Here is a 16623-nt window from a genome sequence, read left to right on the forward strand (position 1 = left end):
CAAAAATCAGAATGCGTATTCTGCCTTGACAGTATAAGCACGACCTATAGGTTTGGCGACATTTTGCGCAAACACCACACGTGAACTCAATCGCTGATTCGACAGAGGCGGGTCAACATTCAACAGATTGTTGATGCCAAAGTTCAACCTGAATTTATCCGAAAATCTATAGTTGGCGCTCAGGTTATAGATGATGTAGGAATCGATCACGTTGTAATACGGCTGCCCGATTTTTTGCGTCGGCAGTGCATTGGTGTCCTCATAGCTGGCGGTATACGATTGAGACAACTGCGTTGCGAATTTCCCCATACCCCAGGACAGACGCAAATTATGACGCCAGCGGTAGATATAGGTATTGGCCGAGGTAGAACCAGTCGCCAAGGCGCCTGGCCGGCCTACACTATCCACCCAGGCACCGCCGACATCGTTTTGCCCTTCATACTTGTTGACGTAAGTGCCATCCATGCTTACCCCGAACTTACCCCATCTGGCAGTTGGGAAAAGATAGCGCAAATTGACATCCACACCACGGGTGTGTACTCCACCCATGTTCAGACGCGTCACCACGATGTAGTTCAGCGTGCCATCAGGGTTGCGCACAAACAGACTGGCATATTTGTTCACGTCAGAAAAAATCGTTTCTTCCGTAATCTGGGCGATGGTTCCCTTCATGCGGATATCCCAGATGTCAAAAGACAGCATCATGTTCTGCACAGGTTCAAGCACGATACCAGCCGTCAGTGTGCGTGATTTTTCTGGCTGCAGATCAGGATTTGCACCCGTCAGTATGGTCTGCTGGGTATTACATACGCGTGCCGGGTCAAGATTCAAACTGGCATATTTAGGGTCGGTAGTCAGCGTTCCGGTATTTGGCTGTGACGGGGTGGCGCTTGGGCAAAGCAAAGGGTCATCCCAGCGATTGGTAGATGCCGTCTTGGTGCGCGGTGTGCCATACAGTTCAGGCAAGGTCGGTGCGCGGAAGCCGGTGCTGGCGGTACCACGCAGCATGACAGACTTGTGCGGTTCCCAACGTATGCTCGCCTTGGGGTTCACGGTAGAGCCAAAATCACTGAAACGATCAGCACGGGCAGCAAAGGTCAGGTCAAGCTGTTTGGTCAGCGGTGCATCCAGTTCCACATACAGACCCGCAATAGTACGGGCACCACTTGGATTGGCGCCGGGCGTACCAGATACCTTGTAGACTACATCATTGGTTAGAAGACTCGTGGAATCTGTATAGGTTTCCCGGTGTAGGTCGCCACCCACTGCCACCGACAGTGAACCGCCGGCCAGCTCTGTCAATGCGCGTGACAGGTTAACATCAGGGCCGAAGTACTTCACGCTGGCGGTGCGATAGGTAGTGTCATCCACCTTGATACTGTTGAGATAGGCCTGACCAGTGGCGTCCTGCGCACCGAATGGATTGAGGATGCCATTTGCCACACCGTCATACAGTTTCGGGGTGGTGACAAAGCCACTCTTCCAGCCTACGCGCCGTTTGCTCATCGCGGCATTGAAGCCTATACGATAATCCCACCCCATGAATTCGCCTTCATCAGCGATGACGAAACGATTGGTGTTTTGACGGTCATCTGTAGCGGCAGGGCCGAGTTCATCCATGCTCCAGGTCAATGCCAAATCCTGCCCGGTTACCCCGGCGACCGCCGGCACACCGCCACTGCCACCCGGATACCATTTACTGCTCTTGGTAATAAACAGCGGCTTGCGTACACCGGGGTTGAACTTATCGTAATCCGTCTGTGCACCAAACACCTGCGGCGGGTTGAGTGCATCAATATAGGATTCACTGGCAAGCACTTCAACCGTCAGCAATTTGTTGTCACCGTGGCGCAAAGACCCTTTGGTAAATAAGGTAGTCTGCCTGTTCTCTGGCAACAATTGTGGGTAAAGAGTCGGGTCAAGAATACAGGTCTTGATGCCAGAACCAGAAGTCTTGATCGAAGGAAGACTATATTGCGCGCCATATGTGCTGGAGCAACCGGTAGCCCAATACGGGTTTCCGGTAGTGCTGGTCGCCTTGCCATTGGTGTACACCGTAAAGTTGGCAGGGGCAGAGGAAGACCCAGCGGTATTGGTGCTGAATACACTTCCACCCAAGCGGGCGATGGCATCTGGATCTGTGATGTTAGGCCTGTCCTTTTGCAGCAGGGACGAGCGCATCTGTGTATCAAATACTGCATACACGTTCCAACCATCCTTATTCAAATCCCCCTTGCCACCGGCGATGGAAAAGCGACGTTGATCACCACCGCCCGCACGCTCTGGTGCGACAACACTGGCAGTCAATTTGATTTCGTTCATCGTACGCCGGGTGATGAAATTGACGACCCCGGCAATCGCGTCGGTACCATAAATTGACGATGCGCCATCACGCAAGACTTCAACGCGCTCAATCGCACTCATAGGTACGACGTCGACGTTAATCGAACTGTCACCAATGGCTTCATTCGGCAAGCGCCGCCCGTTCAGCAAGACCAGGGTGCGGTTGGTGTTCAGGCCACGCATATTAATCATGGTGCCGCCACCACCACCGCCAACGGGTTCATTGGTGGCACCCATGACGAAGGATGTGGCCACTTCGGACATGGTCGTTAAACCCTGTGCTTCCAGTTCTTCTGCCTTGTAGGTGGTGAGCGGCAAGGCGTTTTCTGTGGCTAGCCGTTTTATCGACGAACCGGTTATTTCTATCTTGGCTACCGGCTGTGGGGTGGGGGTCGCCGGGGCTTGCTGCACCTGTTGAGCCTGGGCCTGGCTCATCAAGCTCAGCACGGCCAGGGTGACCGTGCTGAGTACTAACTGTGGGGCTGTGGCGCGCCTGATTTTGTTCATTGTCTATCTCCTTGTTTTATCATTTTTTATGTGTATTACTGTTTTGCAACCTTATTTACAGCCTTATTTACGATCTTATTTACGACCTTATTTACAGCCTTACTTGCTATCCGATGGCGATGGGTTCCAGCCTTTGCCGTTATCGAAACTTGCGAAAACCAGGCGGCGGCTGGCGAAGCGTGCCGCCACCTGTTGTTCAGTTAATGTGTGCCCCGGCAAGCGCTGCGATACATCCAGTGGCTTGCCGTGGATATCCATGCTGCCGTACTCACCCCAGCCAGCACCGGGCTGCGCCTGGGCGGATTCCGGGCGTGGCATCAGCCAGCCCACGGGTGCGATATGTTTGTCCATCATGCAGTGGATGAAACTGACGCTGTCCCAGGTACTTGGTGGCCCCTGACGGGCAAGATACGCCGTGCCGGGCAAGACATCGTTCTGCCCGGGGCCATTGCCATGCGTCAGGCGGCTGTTCAGAAAAACAAAGCCGGCTTCATTGGCAGCAACCGTGCGGGCCTGCACCACATAACCGCCACCCTTGCCGGGATTGGCACTGTCACCGACCGAGCGGATTTCACTTTCTTCAAACAAGGCAGCCCTGTTGGCACCCCAGATAAAATCCACATTGCCGGCAATCAGCGAGCGGTAAAACCACGAGTAACCCTTCACCTGTATGGTGTCTTGCTCGCTGAAAAAACTGGCATGCTGCACCACCAGGCGGCCACGATCACTGCTGAACACCAGTGTTTCTGCCTGCGCGCCGACACTTTTGGCACGCACTGCGGTGTTGATGAGGGTGAGCGTATCCAGCGTCAGCAGGTCAGCATCTTCAATCAGGAACACTGACCGGCCACCGGTGATGGATGGCGTCATTGGCCCCTGGCTGACACCTGTTCCCGGATTATTGCCATCGTCGTTGTAGGCTTGCAAAATGACACCGTCGCGGCTTTCACCGCGCAGGGTGATATTGTCTTTTCCACGCAAGTAAAGTAACTGGTCATAGCGGCCATTGGCAATGTGTATGGATACCGGTTCTGACCGCGACAAATAGTGCATTGCATGATTCAAGGCCCCCTGTACCGTGCGGAAATCAGCCGTGCCATCAGCGTCAACGGTCAGACTGGTGCCAGACGGTGCCTGCTTGCGCGTGCTGAAACCCCAAGCGGCAGATTGCCCCAGGCCGGTAAATGCTTGCCCCGCCAGGCTGGCGTTGACGAAAACCCCGGCGTCAATGGCGATGTAATACGCAGTGCCATAGGCCAGGCGCGCATTGTGCGCCTGGATAGTCACCGTCTTGCCATCTATCCTGATAGGCCTGAAGCGCACCACACGTTTGAATTCCTGCCCTTCGTAACCAATCTCATCGATGTCGTCACCGACGCGAATGACATCGACCAGGGCATTGTCTGCTGTACGATAAATTCGCACCGATCCACTTTGCCCCAAGGTAGGTACCTGATCAAATTCCATCTGCAAAGGGGTATCCACTGGCACGTCTTCAGCATGCGCTGCTGGTTTGACTTTGCCTTGCAGCACATACTGCTGCGATGATGTTGTGAAAGCCGGATCAACCCGCACCGCGATATAGGTGGCCACGTTGGCATCCGCCTGGCTGCTGACAACGATGGTCGCCAGGCCAGGGTGTTTTGCTGTGAATACCAGCTTCCCGTCTTCCACAACAACGCCCACAATACTGGCATCACTGGAGACTGCACTCAGAGGCAGTGTGAGCTTGTCCTTGCCTGAGAACGCAAGCACTGGGTAAGGCTGAGGCACCTCACCTAGCTGCAAGCTAACGCGATCCATCATACGTGCCAAGGCAAGGCGCACTGGCTTGCTGGCAGCTGCACCTGTACCGGCACCTGTACCTATACGCACATCATCAAACTCGACACTCTGGCCTTTGGCCAGCAAGCCTATCCGGCCTTCAAACTGCGAAGAGTCCGTGGCGCTGACCAGCATTTCGCCATTCAGGTACAGCACCAGCGCGTCACCGGCAACTTCCAGCCGGATCGTGTAAAAACTGCCATTGGGGCCCGCATCTTTTCCAGACTGTTTCAAGCGTAGCAGCTTGCCATTCTGCATTTTGACCAGGTCAACGGCGAGCCTTTGCTTGTCACGATTGACACTGACACTGGCACCCAGCCAATTGTTATCATCCTGATAGCGGGCGATCAGGTAGCCCTGCCCACCTGCCGTAGTGGCGCTTGCAACTGGACGCATGCGTGCCTCTACGAAGTAAGCACCGTTTACCTGTGCTGCCGGGTCGGATACCAGCAAGGGGCCGCCCTGGCCGTTCAGTACCAGCACATGATTGTTCGATCCCTCCTGGCTGCGTATTATCAGGTTAGATGCGGTCACGTCAGAAGCGGCCACCTCAGATGCGCCAGTGCCCTTGCTTAACCAGCGCCCTGCACCATTTTCAAAATCGTCGCACCAGCTTGCATTGCCAGGGCAGGTACCGGCGCATGCGGGCAATGACAATATGGCCGCCAGCAAAGCAAGCAGTAAATGTCTTGTGTTCATTGATATGTGTTGTGAGATTTTCTGAAAGAAGCCTCAGCCAGTAGCAGTCATTAAACTGGCGACTGAGGCTCTTGCATCATGATTGTGGAAACGGCACGAAGCGTTCTGTGCAATTGACCGCCTGCGCTCCCGCTGCATTCAGTTGCCCCGTCAATTTGGCGAATTCAAGCTTGACCACCGGGTTGCCATCCACCACCACATCCTTCAATCCCAGTTGCAGTGGACGTTGCTCGTCATACCCTTGCAAGATCACTTGCCCCGGGGTCAGGCTGTGCACGCGCTCCATGCGGATATCGGTATAGGAAGGAATCAAATCGCCCGATGGACCTGGTTCATATTGCGTATTGATGTACAGCGGCCAGCGTATGTCGCGCAGACAGACATCGCGATACACGATGCCAGAGACGATGCCGCCGCGCCTGTCATTACTCTTTATGCGCAAGCCAGACGTGGTTCCATCCATCACCAGGTCTTCGACCAGCACGTTGCGTACACCACCATTGGTTTCACTGCCTATGGACATCCCATGGCCGCTATAGAAGTGGTTATGCAGGACGGAAATGTTTTCGCTAGGCCCGCTGCTGCCGGCTTTGATGGCGACATTGTCGTCACCCGTGCGGATGTGGCTATACGCAATCGTCACATTGCGCGATGCACCCGGATCTATGCCATCGGTATTGCGTGCATCATGCGGGGTATCGATGCGGATACCCCAGGCCGTAAAGCCATCGACACGATTCATCGCCACATGGAAATTCGGTGAATTACGCAAGGTGATACGGTACATGGTGAAATCCTGCACCTTGTCCAACTGGATTAGGCGCGGCACATTCTGGCGCTGCTTTTCTTTCTGCGCCCGGCGTGCAATTTGCCACCACGTCTCACTCTTGCCCTCAATCAGTTGTCCACCCTGGCCATCGATGACACCCTCGCCCATGATACCAGCGCCCCGTACACCTTCGACAGTGATAAATGGCAGGCAACCTTTGCCCGCAGCATCGTTGATACCACAGGTTTTTGTACCACGATCAAACAGCAAAGGATTGGTGCTGGCATACAAAGTTGTGCCAGCATCGACCGCCAGCGTTACGCCAGAACGCAGCTTCAACGGGCCAGAAGTGAACGACGTATTGCCATTGCCGGGTGCCAAATGCACCGCCTGGCCTGGCGTACATTTGTCCATCGCGGCCTGAATGCGCGGCGCATCGTTACGATTGGGTGTCGCTGGTTCTGCCTGCAACACTGCGCAGGTTGGTGGCATCACGGGTTCATGCACGTCGCGTGTGTCTTGCGCCTGGGCCACATTGGCCCATAAAGCAAGTGCGATTAGGCCAAGCAAACCCTGCACGTTCAGGCCAGGTTGATGAATTCGAACGGAAGTAAAACGGTACATTGCCAGTCTCCAGTTATCACTAACGCACATGCCTGCGGCATGACGTTTAACTGGAGCACCTCGCGTACTCCCTGCCGTTAAAACGAGGACCACTGCTAAGCGATGGCCGAGGTTGCACGGTTGACTATATTTTATAGTATTGCAAATTGCTTTTGCATGATCAGCACCAAGTCTGATTCAAGTTCAAAAAGCTTATCAGATGAAAATGAAACAGCCCATTGCTTTGGTCACAGCTAGGAAGAATCGTTATTCGATTTGGTGGTTTTCACAATTCCTGAATACCACAAAGTTGCAGATTTGTAGCAAAGCAAGGTAGGCTCAGGCTTGATTCAATTCCCGCATACTGTCAATCGCTTCAGCCGACAGCCAGATCAGCGTGTTCAGATAACTGTCTATGCGATCCACCAATTCTTTCCTGGGGCCATCTTTCCACTCGCTGGAACTATAAAAATCATTCTGCTCCCGCTCCAGTGCCTCACGGCTTTCATAGGAGCGTATCAAGAAATAGCTGGCCTCTTCATGGTTTGTATGCCCGTAAGCAACAACATCCATGTGCCAGCTCTTCAGCATGGGTACTGCCAGACTATGTACCGCCTGATGGAAGGCCTCGGCCGTACCTGGTTTCAGGCGATAAGTCCGTATTTCAATTAATCGTTTCATGATGATCACCGATGTTTTATGGACACACGCAGTCCGCTTGCTTGCCAATGTCAGACAGTCAAGACAGTTCCATAGAGTCTCAGACAGTCGCGTCTTCCTATAGTTCGAGTTCAGTATGTCCATTCAGCAAAAACCCGCCATCATTTTAAAACGTGCCTTTTGTCGGTTTTTGCAGCACAATCCACAATTACCTATTTGACCATATAGTAAACTTATCCTGGGTTAATATATGGCGCACGTCTTTTCTACCCCCTGCTATCGCAACACTATCATCCATTGAAACCATGAAAAATCTGAGTCTTGCATCCCTGCTTTTCCTCGTTGCAACATTAAGCTGCGCGCAAACACCACAGGAACGCAAAGCGTTTCATTACTCCACCATAGACGCATTGCTGGCGGGTGCCTATGAAGGTGAACTGACAGTCGATGAGCTCAAACTCAAGGGTGATTTTGGTATTGGCACCTTCAACCGGGTGGATGGGGAGATGATCGTCCTCGACGGTGAGGTGTTCCAGTTCAAAGCCGATGGCACCGTGGTAAAAGCCAGCGGCACGCAATTGACACCCTTCGCTGTGGTCACCAGATTCAACACCGACTATCGCTATGAGGTCAGTAAAGAAACCAGCATGAAAGAACTGGAAGACATGCTGGATCAGCGCCTGGAAAATAAAAATCTTTTCTATGCGATCCGGGTAGAGGGTGATTTTAAACAGTTGACCACACGCGCCATTGCGCCACAGGACAAGCCCTACAAACCACTGGCCGAAGTCACCAAGACACAGACCCTGTTCAACTTCACCAATACTAATGGCGTACTGGTAGCCTTTCGCAGCCCCGGTTTTTCCAAGGGCTTTAATGTACCCGGTTATCACTGGCACTATCTTTCCAACGACCACAAAGCTGGCGGCCACGTACTGGCCCTCAACCTCAGCCAGGGTGTGATCAAGGTAGGTGCCGTATCTGATATTGAAATCAAACTGCCGGCTAACAAACTATTTGCCACAAGCAATCAAACTGTTGATCGTGCGAAAGAATTGAAGGCGGTTGAGGGCTTGCGTAAGGATTAAAAACTGGCACAACCTGCAATACAGCCAGCCCAGGAGTTCTGACCTGCTGTCACACCTTCTTTAACGGAAAAGTGAGGGAAATTATCATGCAAGTTGAAGCCATTCTGGCCTTTGGTGGTCATAGCGAACAAGCACTCAAATTTTATACCGAAGCACTCGGTGCCGAACTGATCGTCATGATACGCTGGAAAGACAGCCCAGACCCGGTTCTACGCACTGTCTCTTCTGATCCAGAAAAAATCATGCATGCTTCATTTCGCATCGGCGAAACCACACTGATGTTAACGGACGGTATCGACACCTTGAGTCAACCGGATTTCAAGGGCATAACACTTAATCTTGGGGCCAAAGACGATGATGAGGCCAAACACCTGTTTGCTGCACTCAGCAATGGTGGACAGGTGCAAATGCCACTGGCAAAAACTTTCTGGTCATCATTGTCCGGCATGGTAGTCGATCGCTTTGGTTTGTCATGGATGGTGAATGTGTCACAAGCATAGGCAGGCGCAGTCACAAGTACTGCCTGAAACCTGCAAAACATGTATCGGTGACAGGTAAGACATCCAAAACTCCAAAACTCCACTACACAGATAAGTGAACAGTAAGTAGATTATGGATAGGTAACGTCAATCTGTTGTTGCCAAGCCCCCCCATTGAAGATGGGTTTGTAAAAGTAAAATGCCTTGGCAAGGATTGCGAAATATCTGCTTTAACATTGCGGAATGAAACTACGCCCGCACAAATTTACCGCTTCATCTTCTGACATGGATAGTGCGCACTCTCCTACGCTGGTCCTACTCCCTCCCAAAAGTATTGCACCTATCATGGCCTTACTGATTGCAAACGATCAGTGAAATGCAGCCGCGGCATTCAGCGGAAAACTTTAAGGAGTTAAGTATGCCCTCTCAAGCAAACAACAACCAATCTCAGAAATCAGGTAATTCACAAGGCGGCACGCATGAGCAACATGTGAAAGCCGGTCAACAAAGCCACAAAAATGACACCCAGGGCTCGAACCAGAGTTCCAAATCTACCGGCGGCAATAACAGCGCTGGCAACTCGCAACGTAACGATTCCAAATCCAGTTCGGATTCCAAGAATCGTTAACTCTTTTTGCCATTCAATCTGAATGGCTGCGACTGCGCAATCAGTGTTTAATTGCTACAGTCGCTGAATGAAAGGACAGGCTTGGAAATTTGAAACTGATTCATACCCGCGTGGTCTGCATCATGATGCTTCACTATTTCCAAGCCTGTTAGCGTCGCCATGTATTTGTCCGCATGTATTTATCCCCATGTATTTATCTCCATTGAGGGGTACTGTCAGTTTTTGCTGCATCTTTTCTATGTCACGCACCCCTTGACAACGATGCTCTTTGCCTGCCGTGATTAGCCACTCTCCTACCACAGAACGTCAAAAAGTCCGATACAGCACGGCACAATAGTGCTTTACTCTGACACTCAATCTAAGAAATCAGATTGAGACATGACAAGCATGAAACCAGCACACAGACATCACCGCGATAGCGGTAGATGGCTTCCAGCAGCATATCAAGTTCGATATCTTCGACTTTTAATGCGTTCATCAGATACCTGCTTTATTCCGTCAGCCAGACACGCATCAATGACAGTAACTGCGCACTATCCACCGGCTTGGTAATATAATCGGACGCCCCCGCCGCAAAGCATTTGTCCCGGTCTCCTTTCATGGCCTTGGCAGTCAGGGTGATGATAGGCATGCTTTTGAACTTGGGTATTTTCCTGATGGCGCGCATGGTGTCGTAGCCATCCATTTCCGGCATCATGATATCCATCAAGACTATTTCGATATCGGAGTCCTGTTCCAGCAACTCTATGCCATCCCTGCCATTTTCCGCAAAGACGACCCGCATGTCCTGCCTTTCCAATACTGTCGTCAGGGCAAAGATGTTACGTAAATCATCGTCAACGACAAGCACTTTACGTCCTGCCAGGCTGCGATCGGATGCATGCATGTCTTCCAGCATGCGTCTTTGCAACTCGGGTAAATCGGCTGGCGACCGATGGAGGAAAAGTGCCGTCTTATCAAGCAGGCGCTCTGGAGAACGGGCATCTTTAACCACAATGGTTTTCGCGACCTTGCGTATCTTTGTGACTTCCTTGCGTGACAATTCCTTGGCTGTATAGATAATCACCGGCAAATCTCTGAGTTTTTTATCCTTGCTGATGATGTCCAGTAACTCAAAACCGTCAATATCAGGCAAAGTCAGATCCAATACCATGCAATCAAAATGCGTGCTTTTTAGTGCGTCCAGCGCTTTCTGGCCACTCTCTACAGCAGTGATCTGCACATCATGCTCCCCTATCAACTCTACAATATGGGCACGTTGCAATTCTTCATCTTCCACTACCAGCAAACTGCGCTTACCGCGAATCAGAAATTGTTGAATGCGGTTGAACTCTTCTTCCAGTCTCTCGCGCCTGATCGGTTTGGTAAGATAAGAAATGGCACCATGTAGCAGACCACGCTCGCGCTCATTTGCGTTGGACATGATATGCACGGGGATATGCCGGGTGCCGGGGTCGCGTTTCAGACGGTCGAGCACGGTAAAACCATCGCAGTCCGGCAAATCCATATCGAGCAAAATCGCAGTCGGACTGTAATCGCGTGCCAGCGTCAACGCCGCATCGCCACGTTGGCTGACTATACCCTTGAAGCCTTTCTCTCTGGCGAAAGCGAGTAAAATCGCAGAAAACCTGGCATCATCCTCAACGATCAATAGCGCTGGGTCCCCGCTGGCAATCATATTCCTGTCATCGAATGCAGCCTCACCGTCAGCATAGTTCAGGCTCATCGTCGCTGCTTCGCTAGTGACAGGATGCACCGAGCCGTCAGCAGAACTCGCGGGTGTTTCTAACACCCTGGTCAGTGTGGGAGGCGTTGAGATCGTGCTTTGGTGTGGCATCGGACTAATCAGCCCCCCACCGCTGTATGGCAAGAACAGGGTAAATGTGCTACCTCGCCCGACTATACTGGTAACGCGGATTTCCCCTCCCAATAAACGCGCAAGTTCGCGACTAATGGAAAGCCCCAGTCCTGTACCACCGTATTTACGTGCCGTACTACCGTCTGCCTGCTGGAACGCCTCAAAAATCAATTGCAATTTGTCACTGGCGATACCAACACCCGTGTCAGCTACCGAGAATGCCAGCACGGCATCTGCATGGCTTAACTGGGGCAGATCCGGTGTCCAGCCTGACTGCACGACACCAATGCTGAGCCGCACTTCACCGCGAGAAGTAAATTTGAAGGCATTGGATAACAGGTTTTTTAAAATCTGCTGCAAGCGTGTGGTATCGGTTTTAATAGCAGCTGGCAAACCTTGATCCAGAGTAATCGAAAAATTGATATTCTTGGCTTCTGCCATGTGACGGAAAGTGCGCTCGACATAAGAGGCCAGTATGGACAGGCGCGATTCGCTGAGTTCCAGTGTGACGGTACCGGATTCTATCTTCGACAAATCCAGAATATCGTTGATCAGCGTCAGTAAATCACTACCAGAACCAAAGATGGTCCTGGCGAATTCCACTTGGTTTCCAGATAGATTACCCTGCGGATTATCACTTAATTGCTGGGCCAGGATCAACAAACTGTTCAGTGGCGTACGCAACTCATGTGACATATTGGCCAGGAATTCGGATTTGTATTTGGATGACAAAGCCAACTGAGTCGCTTTTTCTTCCAGTGCCAGTTTGGCTTGCTCCACCTCCCGGTTTTTACGTTCCACCTCAATGTTCTGATCGGACAGCAGACTGGCTTTTTCTGCCAGCTCCTGATTAGTCTGTTGCAACTTTTGCGCCAATGACTGGGACTGTGTCAGCAGACTCTCAGTACGGCTATTAGCTTCGATGGTATGCAACACGACGCCAATAGATTCCATCAACTGATCGAGAAAACCCATATGTGTCTGCGTGAATTTATCGAGCGAAGCAATCTCGATCACCGCTTTGACCTGCTGCTCAAACAAAATAGGTAAGACCACAATATTGGTAGGTGGTGCAGAGCCAAGGCCGGAAGACACCTTGATATAGTCGCGCGGCACATTCGTTAGCCAGACCCTGCTTTTCTCCAGTGCACACTGTCCTACCAGGCCTTCGCCCGGCAGGAACGAAGTCGGTAATTTACTACTGGAACGGTAACCATAACTGGCGATCATTTCCAACAAGGAGGCGTCGTTATTGGAGTCCATCATGTAGAACACCCCATGGTGGGCAGAAACCAGCGGAGCCAGTTCAGACAGGATCAGCTTGGTGACCGTACTCAGATCACGCTGGCCTTGCAGCAAACGGGTAAAGCGTGCCAGATTAGTCTTGAGCCAATCCTGTTCAGCATTCTTCTGTGTCGTTTCTTTGAGGTTACGGATCATTTCATTAATATTGTCTTTCAAGTCGGACACTTCACCACGCGCCTTGACCTGAATAGAGCGTGACAAGTCACCCCGCGTCACTGCGGTTGCCACTTCCGCGATGGCACGAACCTGTGTACTCAGGTTGGCAGCAAGCTGGTTGACGTTTTCAGTCAAGTCTTTCCAGGTGCCAGATGCGCCGGGCACACTGGCCTGGCCACCGAGCTTACCTTCGACACCGACCTCACGCGCAACCGTAGTCACCTGATCCGCGAACACGGCCAGCGTGTCCGTCATTTCATTGATGGTATTGGCCAGCGAGGCAATTTCACCCTGTGCGGCGACAGTCAGTTTCTTTTTAAGGTCACCATTCGCCACGGCTGTCACCACACCCGCAATGCCGCGGACCTGTGCTGTGAGATTCGCCGCCATGAAATTGACGTTTTCTGTCAAGTCTTTCCAGGTGCCACCAACGCCCTTCACTTGCGCTTGCCCGCCGAGCTTGCCTTCTGTGCCCACTTCGCGTGCTACCCGTGTCACTTCTGAAGCGAAGGAACTCAACTGATCCACCATGACGTTGATGGTGTCTTTTAATTCAAGAATTTCACCTTTTACGTCCACCGTAATTTTCTTGGATAAGTCACCATTCGCCACCGCAGTCGTCACGTCGGCAATATTACGTACCTGGCCAGTCAGGTTGGACGCCATGAAGTTGACATTATCCGTCAAATCCTTCCAGGTGCCGGAAGCGCCGGGCACATTCGCCTGGCCCCCCAGACGTCCCTCAGTACCCACCTCACGCGCCACCCGTGTGACTTCAGAGGCAAAGGAATTGAGCTGATCGACCATAGTATTGATGGTGTCTTTCAGTTGCAAAATCTCGCCACGCACGTCCACGGTAATTTTCTTGGATAAGTCACCATTCGCCACCGCTGTCGTCACGTCGGCAATATTGCGCACCTGTGAAGTCAGATTACCTGCCATGGAGTTCACCGAATCTGTCAAGTCCTTCCAGGTACCAGCAACGCCGGGCACATTCGCCTGCCCACCCAGCTTGCCTTCTGTACCAACTTCACGCGCCACACGGGTCACTTCAGACGCAAAAGAACTGAGCTGATCCACCATGACGTTGATGGTGTTTTTCAACTGGAGAATTTCACCCTTGACGTCGGCCGTGATTTTCTTCGACAAATCACCATTCGCTACCGCCGTCGTCACTTCGGCAATGTTACGCACCTGACCAGTCAGATTGGACGCCATGAAGTTGACGTTGTCCGTCAGATCCTTCCAGGTGCCGCCGACCCCTTTCACAAATGCCTGTCCACCCAGCTTGCCTTCCGTACCAACTTCACGCGCCACGCGGGTCACTTCAGACGCAAACGAACTAAGCTGATCCACCATGACGTTAATGGTGTTTTTCAGTTCCAGAATTTCGCCTTTGACGTCGACCGTAATTTTTTTCGACAAATCACCTTTCGCCACCGCCGTCGTCACATCGGCGATATTACGCACCTGACCCGTCAAATTGGATGCCATGAAGTTGACATTATCCGTCAAATCCTTCCAGGTACCCGCGACCCCAGGCACATTCGCCTGGCCACCCAAGACACCTTCCGTACCCACCTCACGCGCCACACGCGTTACTTCAGATGCAAAAGAGCTGAGCTGATCCACCATGACGTTGATGGTGTTTTTCAGTTCCAGAATTTCACCTTTGGCATCCGCAGTAATTTTCTTGGACAAGTCACCATTCGCCACCGCAGTCGTCACGTCGGCAATATTCCTCACCTGCCCCGTCAGGTTACCTGCCATGGAATTGACCGAATCGGTCAGATCTTTCCAGGTACCCGCCACCCCAGGCACATTCGCCTGTCCGCCCAATTCACCCTCGGTGCCCACTTCGCGGGCCACCCTGGTCACTTCAGACGCAAAAGAACTGAGCTGATCCACCATGACGTTGATGGTGTTTTTCAACTCCAGAATTTCGCCTTTGGCATCCGCAGTAATTTTCTTGGACAAGTCGCCATTCGCCACCGCTGTCGTCACGTCGGCAATATTCCTTACCTGCCCTGTCAGATTACCTGCCATGGAATTGACCGAATCGGTCAGATCTTTCCAGGTACCCGCTACGCCGGGCACGTTTGCCTGTCCACCGAGTTTTCCCTCAGTACCCACTTCGCGTGCCACACGGGTTACTTCAGATGCAAACGAATTCAATTGATCCACCATCACGTTGATAGTGTTTTTCAGTTCAAGAATTTCCCCTTTCACGTCCACCGTGATTTTCTTCGATAAGTCCCCGTTGGCCACCGCTGTTGTCACTTCCGCGATATTACGTACCTGGCCTGTCAGGTTACCCGCCATGGAATTAACAGAGTCAGTCAAATCTTTCCATGTACCGCCTACACCCTTGACCTGCGCCTGTCCACCGAGTTTGCCTTCGGTACCAACCTCCCTTGCCACCCGCGTCACTTCAGACGCAAACGAGCTGAGCTGATCCACCATGACGTTAATGGTATCTTTTAATTGCAAAATCTCACCCTTGGCATCCGCCGCGATTTTCTTGGATAAGTCTCCATTCGCCACCGCTGTTGTCACTTCGGCGATATTGCGTACCTGCCCCGTCAGGTTGGATGCCATGAAATTGACGTTATCGGTCAGGTCCTTCCAGGTACCGCCTACGCCTGGTACATATGCCTGGCCACCTAGCTTGCCTTCGGTACCCACCTCGCGTGCCACTCGCGTGACCTCAGATGCAAAAGACCGCAACTGATCGACCATGGTGTTGATAGTATCTTTCAGTTGCAGGATCTCACCGCGCACGTCAACCGTGATCTTCTTGGATAAGTCACCGTTTGCCACGGCAGTGGTCACTTCGGCGATATTGCGCACCTGTGAAGTCAAATTACCCGCCATGGAATTGACCGAGTCAGTCAAGTCTTTCCAGATACCTGCCACGCTAGGGACATTCGCCTGACCACCAAGCTTACCTTCAGTGCCGACCTCACGCGCCACGCGGGTCACTTCTGACGCAAAAGAACTGAGCTGACTGACCATCGTGTTAGCCGTAGTTGCGGCGCTGAGGAATTGCCCTTGCAAGGCGCGCCCATCGACTTCCAGTGCCATGCTTTGGGAAAGATCACCTTTTGCCACCGCACCAATCACCCTTGCCATTTCTGTGGTGGGACGGACCAGATCATCAATCAGTGAATTGACAGAATTGACGATCGTTCCCCAGTCACCTTCAGCCCGTACGGAAGAAGCACGCTGCAACAAGCGACCTTCCTGACCAACTAATTGACTGACGCTGAGAATGCCTTGCGTCATCGATGAGCTATTTTCGATAATCTCATTCAAGGTATCGGCGATCTTGCCGTTGAGGCCAGTCAGGTCAGACGGCATTTTGACTGAGAAATCACCCTTCTTGAGCGCCGTCAGTGCAGCGAGCAATAGCTTGGAATCTAGTGTTTCTGAGATGTCAGTGAGCATGTTCATTCGGGCCTTTTATGCAATAAGATTGATAGCAAATGTTACCCAACCAACTGTCTTGCCCTTTTTCTGCAAGAATTTGACTGGAATTGATGTAGTGTCCCCCAGGCAATATCAAAATAACGCATGTAACTTGCACTGCAATATGCGGGGAAAGCAGTAGTAAAAAATCCGCAAACACCTTTTCAAAAATATCCAGGTATTTTTCTTTCCTTAAAATGAGATACGATGCCATAATTTACTTCAAATTTAAAGAT

The 16623-nt window shown here is 51.8% G+C and carries 8 protein-coding genes; 3 read left to right on the plus strand and 5 right to left on the minus strand.

What is annotated here, in order from left to right; genetic code table 11:
- Nucleotides 1–6: 6 nt before the first annotated feature.
- The 4 genes from ACO0K9_RS07335 to ACO0K9_RS07350 form a co-directional block, all read right to left on the minus strand.
- The gene (locus ACO0K9_RS07335) at nucleotides 7–2850 is read right to left on the minus strand and encodes a TonB-dependent receptor plug domain-containing protein (RefSeq protein ID WP_422983325.1); all 2844 of its coding nucleotides are present in this window, start codon (nucleotides 2848–2850) and stop codon (nucleotides 7–9) included.
- A gap of 99 nt (nucleotides 2851–2949) precedes the next feature.
- Nucleotides 2950–5373: a pectinesterase family protein gene (locus tag ACO0K9_RS07340; protein WP_422983327.1), complete on the minus strand. Its 2424-nt coding sequence runs from the start codon at nucleotides 5371–5373 to the stop codon at nucleotides 2950–2952.
- A gap of 76 nt (nucleotides 5374–5449) precedes the next feature.
- Nucleotides 5450–6766, minus strand: a complete 1317-nt coding sequence (locus ACO0K9_RS07345) for a glycoside hydrolase family 28 protein (protein WP_422983329.1) — start codon at nucleotides 6764–6766, stop codon at nucleotides 5450–5452.
- A gap of 318 nt (nucleotides 6767–7084) precedes the next feature.
- Nucleotides 7085–7426 (minus strand): NIPSNAP family protein, encoded by a 342-nt coding sequence (locus tag ACO0K9_RS07350; protein ID WP_422983331.1) that lies wholly within the window; start codon nucleotides 7424–7426, stop codon nucleotides 7085–7087.
- A 284-nt stretch (nucleotides 7427–7710) separates the two neighbouring features.
- Here ACO0K9_RS07350 and budA point away from each other — a divergent pair, with 284 nt between their 5' ends.
- From budA to ACO0K9_RS07365, 3 genes are all read left to right on the plus strand, one after another.
- Nucleotides 7711–8493 (plus strand): acetolactate decarboxylase, encoded by a 783-nt coding sequence (gene budA / locus ACO0K9_RS07355; RefSeq protein ID WP_422983333.1) that lies wholly within the window; start codon nucleotides 7711–7713, stop codon nucleotides 8491–8493.
- Between the two features lie 86 nt (nucleotides 8494–8579).
- Nucleotides 8580–8993, plus strand: coding sequence for a VOC family protein (locus ACO0K9_RS07360; RefSeq protein WP_422983335.1), 414 nt, complete (start codon nucleotides 8580–8582; stop codon nucleotides 8991–8993).
- A 397-nt stretch (nucleotides 8994–9390) separates the two neighbouring features.
- The gene (locus ACO0K9_RS07365) at nucleotides 9391–9600 is read left to right on the plus strand and encodes a hypothetical protein (RefSeq protein WP_422983337.1); all 210 of its coding nucleotides are present in this window, start codon (nucleotides 9391–9393) and stop codon (nucleotides 9598–9600) included.
- 490 nt (nucleotides 9601–10090) lie between these two features.
- On the opposite strand, the gene ACO0K9_RS07370 is transcribed toward ACO0K9_RS07365, so the two are convergent.
- Nucleotides 10091–16372: a HAMP domain-containing protein gene (locus tag ACO0K9_RS07370; protein ID WP_422983339.1), complete on the minus strand. Its 6282-nt coding sequence runs from the start codon at nucleotides 16370–16372 to the stop codon at nucleotides 10091–10093.
- Nucleotides 16373–16623 lie beyond the last annotated feature (251 nt).

It is taken from the genome of Undibacterium sp. Ji50W (genome assembly GCF_049340445.1).
Classification (GTDB): domain Bacteria; phylum Pseudomonadota; class Gammaproteobacteria; order Burkholderiales; family Burkholderiaceae_D; genus Undibacterium.

Excerpts from the sequence above, each read along its gene's own strand:
- ACO0K9_RS07335 (WP_422983325.1), bottom strand. The coding sequence starts at position 2,850 with ATGAACAAAATCAGGCGCGCCACAGCCCCACAGTTAGTACTCAGCACG.
- ACO0K9_RS07340 (WP_422983327.1), bottom strand. The coding sequence starts at position 5,373 with ATGAACACAAGACATTTACTGCTTGCTTTGCTGGCGGCCATATTGTCA.
- ACO0K9_RS07345 (WP_422983329.1), bottom strand. The coding sequence starts at position 6,766 with ATGTACCGTTTTACTTCCGTTCGAATTCATCAACCTGGCCTGAACGTG.
- ACO0K9_RS07350 (WP_422983331.1), bottom strand. The coding sequence starts at position 7,426 with ATGAAACGATTAATTGAAATACGGACTTATCGCCTGAAACCAGGTACG.
- budA (WP_422983333.1), top strand. The coding sequence starts at position 7,711 with ATGAAAAATCTGAGTCTTGCATCCCTGCTTTTCCTCGTTGCAACATTA.
- ACO0K9_RS07360 (WP_422983335.1), top strand. The coding sequence starts at position 8,580 with ATGCAAGTTGAAGCCATTCTGGCCTTTGGTGGTCATAGCGAACAAGCA.
- ACO0K9_RS07365 (WP_422983337.1), top strand. The coding sequence starts at position 9,391 with ATGCCCTCTCAAGCAAACAACAACCAATCTCAGAAATCAGGTAATTCA.
- ACO0K9_RS07370 (WP_422983339.1), bottom strand. The coding sequence starts at position 16,372 with ATGAACATGCTCACTGACATCTCAGAAACACTAGATTCCAAGCTATTG.